General features: G+C 70.4%; 13 protein-coding genes. 4 read left to right on the top strand and 9 right to left on the bottom strand.

The window, feature by feature from the left end; translation table 11 throughout:
- Positions 1 to 53 precede the first annotated feature (53 nt).
- Entirely contained in the window at positions 54 to 1,964 is a 1,911-nt protein-coding gene (gene mdoH, locus DDF62_RS13125; protein WP_116489526.1) for a glucans biosynthesis glucosyltransferase MdoH, read from the top strand.
- A gap of 3 nt (positions 1,965 to 1,967) precedes the next feature.
- Here mdoH and cobA read toward each other — a convergent pair whose 3' ends face one another.
- The 8 genes from cobA to DDF62_RS13085 form a co-directional block, all read right to left on the bottom strand.
- On the bottom strand, positions 1,968 to 2,753 hold the full coding sequence (gene cobA, locus DDF62_RS13120; RefSeq protein ID WP_116489525.1) for a uroporphyrinogen-III C-methyltransferase: 786 nt from the start codon (positions 2,751 to 2,753) through the stop codon (positions 1,968 to 1,970).
- Entirely contained in the window at positions 2,746 to 5,445 is a 2,700-nt protein-coding gene (locus tag DDF62_RS13115; RefSeq protein ID WP_116489524.1) for a nitrate reductase, read from the bottom strand. The genes cobA and DDF62_RS13115 overlap by 8 nt, the downstream gene beginning before the upstream one ends.
- A gap of 4 nt (positions 5,446 to 5,449) precedes the next feature.
- Positions 5,450 to 5,803, bottom strand: a complete 354-nt coding sequence (gene nirD / locus DDF62_RS13110; RefSeq protein ID WP_116489523.1) for a nitrite reductase small subunit NirD — start codon at positions 5,801 to 5,803, stop codon at positions 5,450 to 5,452.
- Entirely contained in the window at positions 5,800 to 8,265 is a 2,466-nt protein-coding gene (gene nirB / locus DDF62_RS13105; protein ID WP_116489522.1) for a nitrite reductase large subunit NirB, read from the bottom strand. Before nirB ends, nirD begins: the two co-directional genes overlap by 4 nt.
- A 29-nt stretch (positions 8,266 to 8,294) precedes the next feature.
- On the bottom strand, positions 8,295 to 9,515 hold the full coding sequence (locus DDF62_RS13100) for a nitrate/nitrite transporter (RefSeq protein WP_116489521.1): 1,221 nt from the start codon (positions 9,513 to 9,515) through the stop codon (positions 8,295 to 8,297).
- Between the two features lie 266 nt (positions 9,516 to 9,781).
- Positions 9,782 to 10,948 (bottom strand): CmpA/NrtA family ABC transporter substrate-binding protein, encoded by a 1,167-nt coding sequence (locus tag DDF62_RS13095; RefSeq protein WP_116489520.1) that lies wholly within the window; start codon positions 10,946 to 10,948, stop codon positions 9,782 to 9,784.
- Entirely contained in the window at positions 10,945 to 11,523 is a 579-nt protein-coding gene (locus tag DDF62_RS13090) for an ANTAR domain-containing response regulator (RefSeq protein ID WP_116489519.1), read from the bottom strand. The genes DDF62_RS13095 and DDF62_RS13090 overlap by 4 nt, the downstream gene beginning before the upstream one ends.
- Before the next feature lie 150 nt (positions 11,524 to 11,673).
- Complete coding sequence (locus DDF62_RS13085) at positions 11,674 to 12,459, bottom strand: TOBE domain-containing protein (protein WP_116489518.1); 786 nt, start codon at positions 12,457 to 12,459, stop codon at positions 11,674 to 11,676.
- A gap of 121 nt (positions 12,460 to 12,580) precedes the next feature.
- Between DDF62_RS13085 and modA the strand changes: the two genes are divergently transcribed.
- The 3 genes from modA (at position 12,581) to DDF62_RS13070 (ending at position 16,167) form a co-directional block, all read left to right on the top strand.
- A complete protein-coding gene (gene modA / locus DDF62_RS13080; RefSeq protein ID WP_116489517.1) occupies positions 12,581 to 13,339 on the top strand; it encodes a molybdate ABC transporter substrate-binding protein in 759 nt (252 codons plus the stop codon).
- Positions 13,340 to 13,344: 5 nt separating this feature from the next.
- Entirely contained in the window at positions 13,345 to 14,007 is a 663-nt protein-coding gene (gene modB / locus DDF62_RS13075) for a molybdate ABC transporter permease subunit (RefSeq protein ID WP_116489516.1), read from the top strand.
- Between the two features lie 102 nt (positions 14,008 to 14,109).
- Positions 14,110 to 16,167 (top strand): transglycosylase domain-containing protein, encoded by a 2,058-nt coding sequence (locus DDF62_RS13070; protein WP_116489515.1) that lies wholly within the window; start codon positions 14,110 to 14,112, stop codon positions 16,165 to 16,167.
- A gap of 223 nt (positions 16,168 to 16,390) precedes the next feature.
- Here DDF62_RS13070 and DDF62_RS13065 read toward each other — a convergent pair whose 3' ends face one another.
- A complete protein-coding gene (locus tag DDF62_RS13065) occupies positions 16,391 to 17,941 on the bottom strand; it encodes an alpha-N-arabinofuranosidase (RefSeq protein WP_116489661.1) in 1,551 nt (516 codons plus the stop codon).
- Positions 17,942 to 18,694 lie beyond the last annotated feature (753 nt).

The following is an 18,694-nucleotide window of genomic DNA, read 5'->3' as shown; positions in this document are numbered from 1 at the left end:
TCGCATCGCAACTGATTGTCGCCGTGAGGGTTCTTCGCGCGAAAGGACCCTTGATGGACATACGCCTCGCCGACCGGCTTCCGCCTTGCAACGTTCCCGATAAGGCGCCGCCGGCCGCCTGGCTCCCCGCCGAGTCCGCGATGGACATGCCCGTCCGCGAACTGTCCGACCCCGACGTCGGCTGGCGGCGACTGGCACGCTCGCGGCAGCGTCGGCGCCTTGGCCTGGGCGCCTTCACGATCCTGGCCTTCGCCTTCGGCCTGACGACGATGCTGGACGCCTTCACGGCCGGCGGCGTCACCCTGCTGGAATGGATCGACGCCCTGCTGGTGGCCGTGCTGCTGGCCTGGACCGGCTTCTCCTGCGCCGCCGCCCTGGGCGGCTTCCAGCTGGCCCTGAACCCCGACACCTGGGAACGCCGGCTGGACGATCCGCCGCCGCACCTGCGCAAGAAGGTCGCCCTGCTGGCGCCGATCTACAACGAAGACGTCGCCGCCGTCTTCGCCCGCATCGAGGCCATGCGCGCCGACCTCGACCGCGAGCGGCTGTCGTCGACCTTCGACATCTTCGTGCTCAGCGACACCCGCGATCCCGACATCGCCGAGGCCGAGCGCCTGGCGGTGATCGCCGCGCGTTCGGGCCCCTCGCCCACCCGCCTCTACTATCGCCGTCGCGAGCAGAACACCGACCGCAAGACCGGCAACCTGGCCGAATGGGTGCGGCGGTTCGGCGGCGCCTACGAGTGCATGGCGGTGCTCGACGCCGACAGCCTGATCAGCGCCCGCTCGCTGCGCCGCATGGCCGGGGCGATGGAGACCGATCCGGTGCTCGGCGTCCTGCAGGCCGGCACGACCATCGTCGGCCGCACCACCCTGTTTGGCCGCGCCGAGCAGTTCGCCAGCTGGGTCTACGGTCCCCTCGCGACCTGGGCCCTGGCCTGGTGGAGCGGCGCCGAAGCCAACTATTTCGGCCACAACGCCATGATCCGCACCAAGGCCTTCGCCGAGTGCTGCGGCCTGCCGCACCTGCCCGGCAAGGCCCCGTTCGGCGGCGCCATCCTCAGCCACGATTTCGTCGAGGCCGCCCTGATGCGGCGCGGCGGCTGGGCGGTGCGCATGGCCCCGTCGCTGGACGACGTGCACGAAGAGGCCCCGCCCACCCTGTCCGACATGCTGGTGCGTGACCGCCGCTGGAGCCAGGGCAACCTTCAGCACCTGGGCATCCTGGGCGTGAAGGGCCTGCACCCGGTCAGCCGCCTGCACCTGCTGCGCGGGGCCCTGGCCTATGCGCTGGCGCCGGCCTGGCTGCTGCTGGTGGTGCTCAGCGCCATGCTAGCCGCCTTCCCCGTCCTGGGCGGCGCGCGGGCCGAGCTCTTCCTCGTCGAGGGCGCGGCGGCGGCCTTCGCCGTGTCGCTGGGCTTCCTGTTCGCGCCCAAGCTGCTGGCCGTGATCCTGACCTGCAAGGAGGGCAAGGCCGGCGGCTTCGGCGGGGTCGGCCCGCTGCTGGTCTCGGTGGCGGTGGAAACGCTGCACTCGACCCTGACGGCGCCGGCGATCCTGTTCGGTCACGCCCGCTGCCTGGTCGACATCCTGGCCGGCCGTGACTCCGGCTGGGCCGCCCAGCGACGCGAGGCCGAGGGCACGCTCTGGCGCGAGGCCTTCAAGCGCCACACGCCCGAGATCGCCGCCGGCCTCTTGCTGCTGGCCTGCGCCGCCCTGGCGGGCCCGTCCCTGGGCGTCTGGATCCTGCCGGCGGCCATCGGCCTGCTGATCGCGCCGGCCGCCTCGGTGCTGACGGGCAGCGCCCGCTGGGGCCTGGCGCTTCGCAAGCGCGGCCTGCTGCTGGCGCCGTGCGAGCTGTCGCCCTCGCGCCTGCTGCGCGAGGCCTACGGCCGGGCCGCTGGTCCGCAGCTTCGGCTGCGGGAAGAAGAGGACGAGGGCGCTACGGCGATGGCGACGGCCTGAGGCTCACGCCCGCCGCGCGGCGTCCTCGATCTGCGCCAGTTCCGGCGTCCAGCGCAGATCCTGGGCCCGGCGCGCCACCGCGCCGATGACGATCAGGACCGGACCGCCGGTCCCGCCGGCCAGCAACTGTGGCAGCGTGTCGAGGCGGCCGGTGCGCAGGGCCGCGGCCGGGTCGCCGGCCCGCTCCACGACCAGGGCCGGCGTGCTCGGCGCACGGCCAGCGGCGATCAGGCGACGACCAAGCTCGGCGGCGGCTTCACCGCCCATATAGACGGCGACCGTGGCCTCGGGATCGGAGGCGGCCGCCCAGTCCTCGATGACATCGCCGCTGCCGACCCGCGCCGTGGTGAAGATCACCCGCCGGGCCTCGCCGCGATGCGTGAGCGGGAAGTTGAACTGCGCGGCGGCGGCGCTGGCGGCGGTGACGCCCGGCACGACCTCTACCGCCACGCCATGGGCGCGCAGGAACTCGGCCTCCTCGCCCACCCGGCCGAAGACCGACGGATCGCCGCCCTTCAGCCGCACGACGCGCAGGCCGCGACGGGCCAGGCGCAGCATCAGCCGGTTGATCGCCTCCTGCTTCATGCTGGGCCGGCCCGAGCGCTTGCCGGTGAGGATGCGCACGCAACCGGGCGGCGCCAGGGCGATCGCCTCGTCCGAGACCAGGGCGTCGTAGAGCAGCGCCTGCGCGCTCTCCACCGCCCGGGCGGCGCGCAGGGTCATCAGGTCGACCGGACCAGGACCGGCGCCGACCAGCAGGACGTCACCCAGAGCAGCAGCGTCAGGCATCAGCGGTCTCCTTGGCCTTGAGGGAAGCGGCGGCGGCGATCATCCGGGCGATCTCCGGGCGGCACGAGCCGCAGTTGGTTCCGGCGCCGGTGGCCGCGCCGACCGCATCGGCGGTGGCGGCCCCGGCGGCGATGGCCGCGTCGACCGCCTTGGCGCCCACCTTCAGGCAGGCGCAGACCATCGGGCCCTTGTCGACCGGAGCGCCGGGCGGGCGGCCGATCAGCAGGGCCGAGCGGGCCTCGGCGGTCAGTTGGTCCAGGGCGAACAGGTCGGCCAGCCAGTCGCGCGGCGGCAGGCGGCCGGCGGCGGTCTGGAACAGCACGGCGACCAGCCGGCCGTTCTCGATCCAGGCCTCGCGGCGCGAGCCGGCGCCGGCGTCCTCGAACACCGTGGTCTCGCCGGTCAGGCCCTTGGTCAGGCGCTTGCGCAGGGCGTCGCGCTCCGAGGCGTCTCCTCGGCCGGCGAACTCGTGCAGCTGCGCGGCGTCCTGCGGGATGCGCCGCCAGACGAGGTCGAGATTGGCCGGCGCGGCGATGGTCTCGCGGGTCAGGAAGAAACCCTTCCAGGTCTCGCGATAGGGCCGGGCGCGGGCCGGGGTGTGCTTGAACTCCGGCTGGCCGGAGGTCGGGTCGAGATTGGGCGCGATCAGGTGATTGGACTTGCCCGACGGCGCGAAGGCGTCGGTCCAGTGCATCGGCATGAACAGGCCGCCGAGCCGCTGGCGGTCGGTGACCTTGGCCAGGGCGACGGCCTCGCCGCGCGCCGTGGAGACGCGGGTGAGCGCGCCGTCCTTGATGCCGGCCGCTTCGGCGTCGCGGGGGTGGATCTCGACGAAGGGCTCGGGCGCATGGCGGCACAGGTCGGGGGCCAGGCCCGTGCGGGTCATGGTGTGCCACTGGTCGCGGATGCGGCCGGTGTTCAGCGACATCGGGAACGCGTCGCTGACGGCGTCGGCAGGTCCCTTGGGACGCACAGGGACCATGCGGGCGCGGCCATCGGGCGTTTGGAAACGACCGTCGACGAACAGGCGCGGCGTGCCCTTGCCGTCAGCGCGGACCGGCCACTGGATCGGGGTCATGGCCGCGTAATCGTCGGGAGCCATGGCCGACAGACCCGTCAGATCGAGCAGACGCGAGCCCCGGTTCTCGTAGGCCGTCAGGCGCGCCCATTCGCGGAAGATCGAGGCCTGGGAGGGCCAGCCGAAACCGTCGAAGCCCATGCCTTGGGCGACGTCGGCCATGATCCGCCAGTCAGCGCGGGCCTGGCCGGGCGCCGGGAACAGCGCTCGCTGGCGCGAGATGCGGCGCTCCGAATTGGTGACCGTGCCGTCCTTCTCGGCCCAGGCCAGCGCGGGAAGCTTCACATGGGCGTAGGCCGTGGTGTCGGTCTCGACGCAGTCGGAGACGACGACGAAGGGACAGGCCTCCAGCGCCTCGCGCACCGCGCCGGCGTCAGGCAGGCTGACGGCCGGGTTGGTGGCCATCACCCAGATCGCCTTGATCTTGCCCGACCGCACGGCCTCGAACATCTCGACGGCCTTGAGACCTGGCGCGCGGGCGGTGTGTGGCGCGCCCCAGAAGCGGGCGACGCGGTCACGGTCTTCCGGCGCGAAGTCCATGTGCCCGGCCAGGGTGTTGGCCATGCCGCCGGTCTCGCGGCCGCCCATGGCGTTGGGCTGGCCGGTGATCGAGAACGGGCAGCTTCCCGGCTTGCCGATCCGGCCCGTGGCGAGGTGGACGTTGAGGATCGCCAGCCCCTTGGCCACGCCCTGCGCCGACTGGTTGGAGCCCATCGAGAACAGGCTGACGGTCTTGGGATGAGCCGCGAACAGGTCGTAGAAGGCCAGAAGGTCTTCGACCGTAATACCGCAGTCAGCGGCCACGGCGGCGGCCGACTGGTCGTCCTGGGCCAGGGCTTGGCGAACGGCGTTGATCCCGTTCACGTGCTCGGCGACATAGGTGAGATCCAGCAGCCCGCGACGGTCGAGTTCGGCCAGCAGGCCATTCCACAGCCGCACGTCGCTCTGCGGGGCGATGGCCAGGTGCAGGTCGGCGCCCTCGGCCGTGTCGGTGCGGCGCGGGTCGATGACCACGTGCTTCTGGCCGCGGGCCTTGGCGGCCTCCAGGCGACGGAACAGGATCGGGTGGGTCCAGGCGGCGTTGTGGCCGGCGAAGACCACCAGGTCGGCCTCGTCGAGGTCCTCGTAGCAGCCCGGCACCAGGTCCGCGCCGAAGGCCTGCTTGTGCGCGGCGACGGCCGAGGCCATGCAGAGACGGCTGTTGGTGTCGATGTTGCCCGAGCCGATGAACCCCTTCATCAGCTTGTTGGCGACGTAGTAGTCCTCGGTCAGCAGCTGGCCCGAGACGTAGAAGGCGACGCTGTCTCGGCCATGGCGGGCGATGGTGTCGCGAAAGCGCTTGGCCACCAGCGCGGTGGCTTCGCCCCAGCTGACCGTGCGGCCATTGATCGACGGCTCAAGCAGGCGCCCTTGCAGGCCGACCGTGGCGCCGAGGGCCGAGCCCTTGGAGCACAGTCGGCCCTTGTTGGCCGGGTGGGCGGGATCGCCGGACACCGCCAGCGCCCTTTCCCCGCCTAGTTGGGCCCCGCCCGCCGCGCCCGCGACGCCGCAACCGACGCCGCAATAGGGGCAGGTGGTCCTGACCGTCGCGATGACGCCGGAGCCGTCGGCCATGACGTCAGCCCGCCATCACCGGCTGGGCCAGCAGGACGCGGCCGTCCTGCACCCTCACCGGCACCACCGGCGTGCAGCCCTTGCCGGCGTCGGCGCCGGTGGGGTGGCCGGTCTTCAGGTCGATGACCCAACTGTGCAGCGGGCAGGTCACGCCGTGGCCGTGGACGATGCCCTGGCTCAGCGGGCCGTGCTTGTGCGGGCAGCGGTCGACCAGAGCGAAGACCTGGCCGTCGCTCGTGCGGAACACCGCCACGTCGCCCTGCGCCGTCGCCACCCGACGCGCACCGCGCTCGGGGATGTCGGTGACGGCGCCGACGTCATGCCAGGCGGGATCGATGTCGAAAGTCTGGATCGTCATTCCGCAGCCATCCCCATCGGAAGCGTCGCCATCGGCGCAAATTCACCGGCCTCGACGCCCTTGCTGGCGCGCTCGGCCCACGGATCGACCTGGGCGGTCTCCTGCGACTTCACGAAGCGGGCGAAGAGCGCCGCGCGGTTGTCCAGGTCCTCGACGGTGGCCGCGTGGATCGTCTCCAGGCCGATGCGGGCCATCCACTTGTAGATCCGCTCCAGGTACCAGCCGCCCTCGCGGTACATCTGCATGACCGCCGAGATCAGCTGGATCGCCTCCTCTTCGGTGGCGACCTTGGTCAGCAGCTGCGTGCCCTGGATGTGCAGGCCGGCGGCGCCGCCGACATGGATCTCGTAGCCGCTGTCAACACAGATCACGCCGATGTCCTTGCAGGTCGATTCCGCGCAGTTGCGGGGGCAACCCGAGACGGCCAGCTTGACCTTGGCCGGCGCCCACGAGCCCCACATGAACTTCTCGAGCTTGATGCCCAGGCCCGTGGAGTCCTGGGTGCCGAACCGGCACCATTCCGAGCCGACGCAGGTCTTCACCGTGCGCAGGCCCTTGGCGTAGGCGTGGCCACTGACCATGCCCGCGGCGTTGAGGTCGGCCCACACTGCAGGCAGGTCGTCCTTCTGGACGCCCAGCAGGTCGATGCGCTGGCCGCCGGTCACCTTCACCGCCGGGATGGCGTACTTGTCGGCGACGTCGGCGATGGCGCGCAGCTCGTCGGGCGTGGTCATGCCGCCCCACATCCGCGGAACGACGCTGTAGGTGCCGTCCTTCTGGATGTTGGCGTGGACGCGTTCGTTGATGAAGCGCGACTGGCTGTCGTCGACATACTCGCCGGGCCAGGCGCACAGCAGGTAGTAGTTGAGCGCCGGACGGCACGAGGCGCAGCCGTCGGGCGTGGTCCATTCCATGGCCTGCATGACCGCCGGCATGGACTTCAGGTCCTGGGCCAGGATCGCCTCGCGCACCGCGCCGTGCGGGTGCGAGGTGCACTTGCACATCGGCTTGGGGCCTGTCTGGGCCTTGAAGCCGTCGCCGAGCGTGGCCCGGATCACCTGCTCGACCAGCGGCGTGCACGAGCCGCACGAGGCCGAAGCCTTGGTGACGGCGCGCACGTCGTCCAGGGTGGTCAGGCCCTGGGCGGTGATCGCGGACGTGATCGCACCCTTGCAGACGCCGTTGCAGCCGCAGATTTCCTGCGTGTCGGGCATGGCCGCAACGGCCGCGCTAGGGTCCAGGCCGGACAGCCCCTCCGTGATCGCCTGGCCGAAGATGATGGTGTCGCGGATCTCGGCGACGTCGGTCCCGGCCTTCATCAGGTCGAAGTACCAGCCGCCATCGGCCGCATCGCCGAACAGCACCGCGCCGGCGACCCGGCCGTCCTCGATGACCACGCGCTTGTAGACGCCGCGGGCCGCGTCGCGGAACACGATGTCCTCGCAGCCCTCGCCGCCGGCGAACTTGCCGGCCGAGAACACGTCAACGCCCGAGACCTTCAGGCGGGTCGACAGGACCGAGCCCTGATAGGCGCCTTCGCCGTCGGTCAGTTCCTCGGCAAGAGCCCGGCACATGTCCCAGATGGGAGCCACCAGGCCGTAGCAGTTGCCGCGGTGCTCGACGCACTCGCCGACCGAGAACACCGCGGGATCGGAAGTCCGCATGGCGTCGTCGACGATGATGCCGCGATTGACCTGCAGGCCGCTGGCCTTGGCCAGGGTAGCGTTCGGGCGGATGCCGACAGCCATGACCAGGATGTCGCAAGGCAGGGTCCGGCCGTCCTTCAGCTTCAGACCCGTGACCTTCCCGTCCTCGCCGACGATGGCTTCGGAGTGCGCGCCGAGCACGGTCTCGACGCCGCGCTCAAGCAGGGCCTCGCGCAACAGATAGCCGGCGCTTTCGTCGAGCTGGCGCTCCATCAGCACGTCCATCAGGTGGACGACGGTGGCGCCCATGCCGCGACGGGCCAGGCCGTAGGCGGCTTCCAGACCCAGCAGGCCGCCGCCGATGACCACGGCGCGGGCGCCCGGCTTGCCCGAGGCCGCGATCATGGCGTCGACGTCGTCGAGGTCGCGGAAGGTGACCACGCCCGACAGATCCGCGCCCGGCAGCGGCAGACGGAACGGATCCGAGCCAGTGGCCAGGATCAGCTTGTCGTAGGCGACCTCCAGACCGCCCTCGGCGATCACCTTGCGGGCCTCCAGGTCGACACCCGTGACCCAGCGGCCGGCGTGCAGCGTGATGCCGTTGTCGCGGTACCAGGCCTCGTCGTTGATGACGATGTCATCGAAGGTCTTTTCGCCCGCCAGCACCGGCGAGAGCATGATGCGGTTGTAGTTGACGCGCGGCTCGGCGCCGAAGATGGCGATCTCGTAGCGCTCGGGATCGCGCTTGAGGATCTCCTCGACCGCCCGGCAACCGGCCATGCCGTTGCCGATGACGACCAGCTTTTCCTTGGTCATGGTTCTAGCTCGTTGCGGAGAGAGGGAAATCAGACGCGGACCGGTGCGGCGTCGCCGTGCAGGGTCGGCCAGACGGCGCGCCAGCGGGCCTTCAGGCCGTGCAAGGCCAGCAGCGCGAACAGCGCCAGGGCCGCGAAGCCGAGGAAGCCGATCTGGTAGTCGCCGGTCAGTTTCTTGGCGAGGCCGAGGGTCGAGGCCAGGTAGAATCCGCCGATGCCGCCGGTCATGCCGATCAGGCCGGTCATGACGCCGATCTCCTTGCGGAAGCGCTGCGGGGCCAGCTGGAACACCGCGCCATTGCCCGCGCCCAGGGCCAGCATCGAGAACATCAGCACCGCCAGGGCGATCCAGTGCGAGGGCAGCTTGAAGCTGGCGACACCCAGGCCCAGCGCCGCCAGGGCGTAGACGATGCTGAGGGTGCGCACGCCGCCGTGACGGTCGGCCAGGGCGCCGCCGACCGGACGGATGAACGAGCCGGCGAAGACGCAGGCGGCGGTGAAGAAGCCGGCGATCACCGGATCCAGGCCGTATTCGGCGTTGAAATAGATGGTCAGCGACGAAGCCAGGCCCACGAAGCCGCCGAAGGTCACGCCGTACAGCAGCATCAGCCACCAGGCGTCCGGAACCTTCAGCACGTCGAGATACTCGGCCAGCTTCTTGGGCGCGGGCTGCTCGGGGGCGTCCTTGGCCAGCAGCATGTAGACGACGAACGCCACTGCGAGAGGGATGGCGGCCAGGCCGATGACGTTCTGCCAGCCGAAGGTCTTGGCCAGCATCGGCGCGAACAGGGCGGCCAGGGCGGTGCCCGAATTGCCGGCGCCGGCGATGCCCAGAGCCAGCCCCTGGTGCTCCTGCGGATACCAGCGCGAGGCCAGCGGCAGGGCGACGGCGAACGAGGCGCCGGCCACGCCGAGCACGACGCCCAGCGCCAGGATCTGGTGGTAGTTGTGAACCCCGAGGGCCCAGGCCACGGCCAGGCCCGCCAGCACGATCAGTTGGCCGATCATGCCGGTCTTCTTGGGGCCGATGCGGTCGACCAGAATGCCGTTGACCAACCGCAGCAGGGCGCCGGCGAGGACGGGGATGGCGACCATCAGGCCCTTCTGGGCGGGGTCGAGGCCGAAGTCCTTGGCGATGGCCACGCCCAGCGGGCCCAGGATCACCCAGACCATGAACGACAGGTCGAAATAGAGGAACGCGGCGAACAGGGTCGGCGTATGGCCGGCCTTGAGGAAGTCACGAGAAATCATGATGCGCCTCGGAGTGTTGCGTGTCTGCGAGAGCGAGGCGTCGTCGCCTCGTCGGGTGACCGCATCCGAGCGGTCGTCTCTGGCAGCCACGGACGCCGTTGTCCGAAGGCTTGACGTCACTGAACATCGGTCCGGGGACGGATGTCACGGACTGTATGGAGCACGCCCCCGCACAACGCTTGCACAGTACGAATGCTCAGCAAAAAGGCGCCAGCGGCGCCCTTCAATTGTGCAGATGCGAAGTCGCAGTGCGGCCTGAAGACCGGTCAGGCCCGCGCGCGGCCGATCGAGAACGCAGCGGCATAAGGCCCGGCCCGCTCGGAATCAAAGTCAGGACCGGCGAACAGCGGCGCAAGATCTCCCGGCGCGTCGGCGAAGACCTGGGCGGGATCGAGCATCGGCCCTGCCGACAGCGCGGCGGTGCGGAACATGTCCGGGCGATAGACCGCATCGGCGGCGGCCTCGAGATCCGCCCCGGCCGAAACCTGCCCCCAGCGCACCATCTGCGACAGGAACCACAGGGCGTGCTCGCGCCGCGGCACGCCGGCGCCGTCGCGATGGAAGACGATCTCGTCGGTCAGGGCGCGGGCCAGGGCCTCGGGCGCGACACCCACGTGCTCTGGCCGCGCCAGCAGGGCGATCAGGTCGTCGCGGTTGCCCGCATCGTCGGCCCAGGCCGAGGCGCGGATCAGGGCCCGCAAGGCGGCCCGCAGTTCGTCGGGATAGTGATGGGCCCAGGCTTCGGTGACGCCGAACACCTTGTCGGGACCGCCCGGCCAGAAGGTCGAGGCGGCGATGACGATCTCGCCCAGCCCCTCGCGCTCGGCCACGGCGTTCCAGGGCGCGCCGACGCAGAAGCCGTCGATCTCGCCGGCCCGCATCTGTTCGACCATGCGCGGCGGCGGCGTGACCACGAGGCGCACGTCGCGGTCGGGGTCGATCCCGGCCTGCGCCAGCCAGTAGCGCAGTTCGTAATTGTGCATCGAGTATGGGAAGACGACGGCGAAGGTCAGCGGCGCGGCGCCCTGCCCCGTCCGCTCGGCGATGATCCTGGCGAGGGCCCGCGCCGAGACCGGCTGCTCGGCCATGGCCTGCGGATCGGCGGCGCGCATCGCTTCGGCCAGCGCTTTCGAAACCGTGATCGCGCTGCCGTTGCGGTTCAGGGCCATGGGCGCGATCAGCGACGGGCCGACGTCCAGCGTCAGGCCGCCCGAGGCCCCGGCCGCGGCCGCCAGGGCCATGGGCGCCAGCATGTGTGCGCCATCGAGCGCCCCGACGGCGACCTTGTCGCGGATCGTCGCCCACGAGGCCTCGCGGCTCAGCGACACGTCGAGACCCTCTTCGGCGAAGAAGCCCATGGACTTGGCGACGACCAGCGGCGCGCAATCGGTCAGCGGGATGAAGCCCAGCTTCAGGTCGGCCAGGCCGCTCACGAGGCGTCTCCCTTCAGCACCCCCGCAAAGGCCAGCAGGTCGGCGGCCACCGCCCCGATCGGCTTGCCCCGGTCCATTGCCAGCTTGCGCAGCAGACGATAGGCGCCGTCCTCGTCGAGGCCGCGCTCCTTCATCAGGAGACCCTTGGCGCGCTCGACCGTCTTGCGAGCCTCCAGGTCGGCCTTCACCTTGGCCAGGTCGCCCCGCAACTGCTGGGTCAGGGCGAAGCGGCTCATGGCCACGTCGAGAATCGGACGGACGCGGGCCGGCGCCAGACCGTCGACCACGTAGGCGGCGACGCCGGCGCGCACGGCCTGCTCGGCCAGGCCCGGCTCGGAGCGGTCGACGAACATCACGACAGGGCGCGGATTGGACTGGCTGGCCTCGCGCAGGCTTTCCAGGGTGTCGCGATCGGGGCTTTCGGCGGCGATGACGACGACGTCGGGCGCGAACTCGACAGCCTCGCGCTCGTCGAAACGGGCCGAGCGGCGGACCTCCAGCGGATGCACGCCCTCGAGCCCTTCCGCCACCAGGGCGGCCCGGGCCGGATCCGGATCAATGACGAGAACGCGCATGCCCAACGCCCTAAGGACCATGGACGCCCCGGGGGAGCGTTTTGCGGCCATGGTCACGCTCGAACACGGTTCCGCTCAATCCGCGGGCGCCGCTGCATATTGCTAGAGCACGTGGACGCCTTCGGCCCTGCGACCTAGCGTGGCGCCCCGCTAATCGACAGCCAGGATGACGTCGGAGGGGGCGATCATGGCGTGGATGGCCACGCCCGGGGCCAAGCCCGCGGCCAGCGTACTGGGGACCGTGGCGACCAGGGTCTTGCCCTCGGCCAGGGCGACCACCACCTCGCTGGCGGCCTCGCCATCCTCGCGGTCGAGCACCTCCCCGGCCAGGACATTGTCGGCGGCGCCGGCCGGCGCGTCGGCCGCCAGGCGTACGAAGCTCGACTTGATCAGGGCCACCGCTGGACGGCCGACGGCCAGGCCAAGTTCTTCGGCGCTGCGGCGGGTGATCACCGATACAATCGAGAGCCCGTCGCCGAGCGCCAGTCGCACCTCGACCGTCACGCCAGACGGGCTGAGGACCGCCACCGTGCCGCGCAGGGCGTTGCGGGCGCTGGTGCGCAGACCAAGGCTCCAGAACAGGTCCTCGCCGACCTCGGACGCCAGACCCGCCTCCAGCCGCGCCAGCGCCGCCCCGACCTCGCGCTCCATGTCGCGGAAGGCGCGCACGACGGCATGACCGCGCGACGTGACCTGCGCGCCGCCGCCCGAACGACCGCCTGCGCCGGCGGCGATCAACGGCGCGTCGAACAGGTTGTTGAGCGCCTGCACAGCGTCCCAGGCGCCCTTGTAGGACAGGTCCAGCCGCTTGGCGGCGGCGCTGATCGAGCCGAGCTCGGCCACGGCTTCGACAAGGGCGACGCGTTCGAGGCCGACACGCGCCAGGGCCCCGCGCCGCAGGATCAGGCTCGCGCTGAGATCGCCCGCTCCGCTCATCGCTGTTCCTTCCGACTCCGTTCGACCGCTTGTCGCCCGACCAGCGCCGAAAAAACAGCCTGACAGCACCCCAAAGCTCGTTATGTACTCGCCATACATATCCGTCTGATACGAGCCGCCGATGTCCTTCGCCCGCCGCCCCCTGATCGCCGCCGCCCTCGCCACGGCGCTGTCGATGGTCGCCGGCGCCGCCTTCGCGGGCGAGACCAAGGTCGCCGTGGCCGCCAATTTCACCGAGCCGGCCAAGGCCATCGCCGCCCAGTTCGAGAAAGCCACGGGACACAAGGCGACCTTGAGCTTCGGCTCGTCGGGCCAGTTCTACGCCCAGATCGCCAATGGCGCGCCTTACGAGGTGTTCCTGTCGGCCGACGTCGAGCGACCGCAGAAGGCCGAGGCCGACGGCCTGGCCGTGCTCGGCTCGCGCTTTACCTACGCCACCGGGCGGCTCGTCCTCTGGAGCAAGACGCCGGGCCTGGTCGACGGCCAAGGCGGGGTGCTGGCCAAAGGCAGGTTCGAGAAGCTGTCGATCGCCGATCCCAAGGCCGCGCCCTATGGCCTGGCGGCGGTCGAGACCCTGACCAGGCTGAAGCTCCATGACAGCCTCAAGCCCAGGATCGTCACCGGCTCGTCGATCACCCAGGCCTACCAGTACGTCCAGACCGGCGCCGCCGAGCTGGGCTTCGTGGCCCTGTCGCAGGTCGTCGACGACAAGGGCGGTTCGCGCTGGGTCGTGCCCAAGACCTATCACACGCCTATCGACCAGCAGGCCGTGCTGCTGAAGACCGGTGCGAACAGCGACGCGGCCAAGGCCTTCCTGGTCTTCCTGAAGGGCCGCGAGGCCAAGGCGATCATCCGCCGCTACGGCTACGAGGTGCGCTGACCGCCATGGTCGAGGCCGTCTGGCTGACCCTGAAGCTGGCGACGGTGACCACCGTCCTGCTGCTGCTGCTGGCCACGCCGCTGGCCTGGTGGCTGGCGCGGGGGCGCTCGCCCATCAAGCCGGTCGTCGGCGCGCTGGTCGCCCTGCCGATCGTGCTGCCGCCGACGGTGCTGGGCTTCTACCTGCTGATCGCGCTCGGTCCCGAAAGTCCGCTGATGGCGGCGCTGAAGCCGCTAGGCATCCGCACCCTGGCCTTCACCTTCGAGGGCCTGGTGATCGGCTCGCTGGTCTATTCCCTGCCCTTCGCCGTGCAGCCGCTGCGCAACGCCTTCCTGGCCATCGGCGACGAGCCGCTGGAGGTCGCCGCGACCCTCGGCGCGGGCAAGGCCGACATCTTCGCCCGCGTGGCCCTGCCGCTGGCCCTGCCCGGCTACGCGGTGGCCGCCCTCCTGGCCTTCGCCCACACCATCGGCGAGTTCGGGGTGGTGATGATGCTGGGCGGCGGCATTCCCGGCGAGACCCAGGTGCTGTCGATCGAGATCTATCGCCTGGTCGAGAGCCTGGAATGGGACAAGGCCCACCAGTTGTCTGCGCTGCTTCTGGCGTTCGGCTTCCTGGCCGCCCTGACGCTGCTGCTGCTCGAAAAGCGGCGGAGCGCTCCGGCCTGAACCGGCGTTTCCCCAAATAGAGCTTGTGGGCTGGGCGGTCGCTTCGCCTGTGGTATTGACGCGCCTCGTCTCCCTCGGCGTCCTTTTCGAGTCCCATCGCGCATGTCCGATCCCGCCGCTCCGCAAACCGGTCCCGACGACGCCGAAGACAAGGCCCCGGACGCCGTGGTCGAGGCCGCGCCCGAGACGCCGGCGAGCACGGCCGACGAGCCGGTAAAGCCCAGGCGGGTTCCGATCTGGAAGCAGCGCCCCTGGCAGATCGGCGCCGGCGTCGTGGTGCTGGCCATCGTGGCGGTCGTCACCTGGCTCCTGTGGTCGCTGCCGCTGGGCCGGGCGCTGGAGCCGGCCAATAATCCGACCATGGTGCTGCTGGCCTCGGACGGCACGCCGATCGCCCGCCGCGGCTCCTACAAGGAGGCCCCGATCGAGGCCGCCAAGCTGCCGGCCTATGTGCCGGGCGCCTTCATCGCCATCGAGGACCGCCGCTTCTATTCGCACATGGGCATCGACCCGAAGGCCATCGCCCGGGCCCTGGGCGCGAACGCCAAGGCCGGCGGCGTCTCCGAGGGCGGCTCGACCATCACCCAGCAACTGGCCAAGAACGCCTTCCTGAGCAGCGACCGCAATCTTCGCCGCAAGGCCCAGGAAGCCCTGATCGCCCTGTGGCTGGAAGCGCGGCTCTCCAAGGAGGAGATCCTGTCGCGCTATCTGTCGGCGGTCTATTTCGGCGAAGGCGCCTTTGGCCTGCGCGCCGCCGCCCGGCATTATTTCGACACCACGCCCGAGAAGCTCAGCATCGGCCAGGCCGCCATGCTGGCCGGCATGGTCAAGGCCCCCTCGCGCCTGGCCCCCACCGAGAACTTCGAAGGCGCCCGCGAGCGCATGGACGTGGTGCTGGGCGCCATGGTCGAGACCGAAGTGATCACGCAAGCCCAGGCCGACCGGGCCAAGCGCGACATGCATCCGATCCCCGAACGCGAAAAGCTGCCGACCGGCTCCTACTTCGCCGACTGGGTGTTCCCCCAGGCCCGCGCCGCCTATGACGCCCGCTACGGCGAGACCATCGTCAAGACGACGCTGGACGCCAAGTTGCAGGCCAAGGCCGAGAAGATCCTCAACGACGCCATCGCCCGCGACGGCAAGGTGCTGAACGTGACGCAGGGCGCGCTGGTGGCCATGCGCACCGACGGCAGCGTCGTGGCCATGGTCGGCGGCCGCGACTACAAGACGAGCCAGTTCAACCGCGCCGACGCCGGCCGCCAGCCGGGCAGCGCCTTCAAGCTGTTCGTCTATCTGGCCGCCATCCGCCAGGGCATGACCCCGACCTCGCCGATCCTCGACGCGCCGGTCGACGTGCGCGGCTGGAGCCCGAAGAACCACGAGGGCAAGTACGCCGGCCGCGAAGTGCCGCTGATCACCGCCTTCGCCGGCTCGTCCAACGTGGCGGCCGTGCGCCTGGCCCAGCAGGTCGGCCGCAAGGCGATCGTCGACACCGCCCGGGACCTCGGCGTCACCGAGCCGATCCCCGACGACCTGACCCTGGCCTTGGGCACCGGACCGATGAGCCTGGTGCAGCTGACCGGCGCATACGCCGCCATCGCCGCCGGCGAGACCCCGGTGACGCCGCACGGCCTAGCCGACTGGAAGGCCCCGAAGAAGGCCCGCGCCCTGTCGAAAAGCGAGCTAGCCGGCATGCGCGACCTGCTGCGGTCGGCCGTGCACCGCGGCACCGGGGTCGAGGCCGCCATTCCCGGCGCCTTCGGCAAGACCGGCACGACGCAGGGTTATCGCGACGCGATCTTCGTCGGCTATGTCGGCGACCTCGTCATCGGCGTCTGGGTCGGCAACGACGACAACAGCGCCATGAACGGCGTGGTCGGCGGCGGCCTTCCGGCCAAGATCTGGAAGGCCTTCGCCTTGTCGGCCACCGGCGGCGCGCCCAAGCCGCCCGAGGACGACGCGCTCAGCGCCGCCGAGGACGCCAGCCTGGCCGAACCGATCCTGGGACCGGACGGCCTGCCGCTGCCGCCGGAAGCACCGCCGGTCGAGGGCGAGGCGCCGGCCGATCCGACGGCCCCAGCCCCGGTGGTTCCGGCTCCGGCTGTCCCCGCGCCTACGGTCCAGCCGGCCGAGCCGCGCGGTCCGACGAACCTTCCGTAAATCCGATCGTCATCCCGGACGGCCGCAGGCCGATCCGGGACCCAGGGGACCGGACTCAGCGGCATGATCCGCCGCCCCGGCGTTAGCCACCGCATTGCGGCGGCCCCTGGGTCCCGGCTCCACGCGCTGCGCGCTTCGGCCGGGATGACGGCATTTGTAGCTAGAAAACAAGAAAGGGCGCCGGCGGAAGCCGGCGCCCTTTGTCATTTCAGGGCCTGAAGGCTCAGTTCAGGTCCAGCACCACCACCGACTTGGCCGGCAGGGTGGCCGTCAGGGTGTCGCCCTTGATGGTCGCGCCCTTGAACTCGGCCGGCTTGACCGCGTCGGGCTTTTCGAACGTGTTGCGCGAGGCCATTTCAGGACCCGTCAGCACCCGGCCCTTGGCGGTCTTGGCGGTCGAGCCCGAAAGCTTGACGGTGACCGTCGCCGACTTGTTGGGGTCGAGGTTCACGAGCGCCACGTGCACGGCGCCGTCCGTCCCCTTGCCCGCCGAGGCGGTCACGGCCGGGACCGACGACTTGCCGACCACGTACTGCGGGGTGTCGATCTCGACCGGCAGCAGGGTCGCGCCCTGGAAGGGCTTATAGAGGTCGAACACCCAGTAGGTGGGCGTCAGGACCATCTTGTCCTTGTCGGTCAGGATCATCGCCTGCAGCACGTTGACCATCTGGGCGATGGCGGCCAGGCGCACCCGGTCGGCGTGCTTGTGGAAGATGTTCAGGGTCGCGGCGGCCACCACGGCGTCGCGCATGGTGTTCTGCTGGTAGAGGAAGCCCGGCTCGGTGCCCGGCTCGACGTCGTACCAGACGCCCCATTCGTCGACATAGAGGCCGACCTTCTTCTCGGGGTCGTACTTGTCCATCACCGCGCTGTGCTTGGTGACCAGCTCTTCCATCCTCAGGGCCTGGACCATGGTGTCGCCCCAGCCCTGCTCGTCGAACACGGTGGCCGAGCCCTTCTTGGTCCAGTTGCCGGTCGGGATGACGTAGTAGTGCAGGCTGAGCGCGTTCATGTTCTTGGCCGCGCCCTTCATCAGGACCTCGGTCCAGTTGTAGTCCTCGGCGTTGGGACCGGCGGCGACCTTCACGGGGCGATTGCCGCGCGGGGCGCGAACGAACTCGGCGAAGTTGCGATAGAGGTTGGTGTAGTGCTCGGCCGTCATCTGGCCGCCGCAGCCCCAGTTTTCGTTGCCGACGCCGAAATAGTCGACCTTCCAGGGCTTATCGCGGCCGTTGGCGCGGCGCATGTTGGCGATCGACGAGTTGGTCGGCGAGGTCAGGTACTCGACCCACTCCGACATCTCCTGCGGCGTGCCGGTGCCGACATTGCCGGCGACATAGGTCTTGGTGCCGATCAGCTCGGCGAAGTCCATGAACTCGTGGGTGCCGAAGGTGTTGGGCTCCTCGACGCCGCCCCACATGACGTTGACCTTGACGGGGCGCTTGTCGCGCGGGCCGATCCCCTCGCGCCAGTGATAGTCGTCGGCGAAGCAGCCGCCCGGCCAGCGCACGACCGGCACCTTCAGGGCCTTCAGGGCGTCGACCACGTCCTTGCGATAGCCCTTGATGTTGGGGATCTTGCTGTCCTCGCCGACCCAGACGCCTTCGTAGATGCCCCGGCCCAGGTGCTCGGCGAACTGGCCGTAGACTTCCGGCTGAATGACGGCGCCGGGTTGGTCGGCGCGCAGGGTCCCGCTGACCTTGGTCTGGGCGACCGCGCCGCCGGCCATCAGCAGGGCCGCGGCGACGCCGCCCGTCAGGGCGTGCTTCAGCATCTTGGAATTCACGTCGTTTCTCCCTTGGCTCGCCGTGCGCGCGACGCCGGCTCGGACAGGCGCGCATTCCGGCGCAAACGACGCGACGGAGGCCCCTTGTTATTTGTCTGAGTATACTCGCGTGAGAGGAGCGTCAATCGAGGCGGAGCTTCGGCCGACGCCAGCAATACAACGGTGTGGCGCAGGTTTGGCGGGGCGGGTTTGTCGGATGATTGCCCCCGGAGCGATCCTTCCGGATGCTCCCCCTGAAGGGGGAGCTGTCGCCCCCGGGTCCGGCCAAAGGCCGGCCCGAGGATAAACTCCGCCGACTGAGGGGGAAGGTTCTGTAGTCGTTTGGGTCTCACCGACCTCATCAGATACTTCCCCCTCCGGCCCTTCGGGCCACCTCCCCCTTCAGGGGGAGGATCTTGGTCGGCGAACCTCCCCCTCTGGGGGAGGCGGCCGAAGGCCGGTGGGGGGGGGCGGTTTCAGCTTTCGGTGGGGTGGCCGGTTTCGCAGTTTCTCCCCCCACCGATCGCTGCGCGATCGCCTCCCCCTCTGGGGGAGGTTCCTTGAGGCGCGGCTTCGCGGTCTCCCGCGTTTGCACGCGTTAGGTCGGGGAGGCGCGGAGCGGCCGGGCGGAGCCCGGGGACCGTGATGTGTTTTAGCGTTTCGGCTTCGTCGACCGCTCCGCCGCGTCGTTATTCCGAAGGGCCGGAGGCGCGGGTGCTGTTTCAACCCTGGACCCGGCTGTCCCACGGACGGGCAGGACCA

It is taken from the genome of Caulobacter radicis, assembly GCF_003094615.1.
GTDB classification, from domain to species: Bacteria; Pseudomonadota; Alphaproteobacteria; order Caulobacterales; family Caulobacteraceae; genus Caulobacter; species Caulobacter radicis.
Note: the sequence above shows the minus strand (reverse complement) of the source record. Positions and strands in the feature narration are given on the sequence as shown.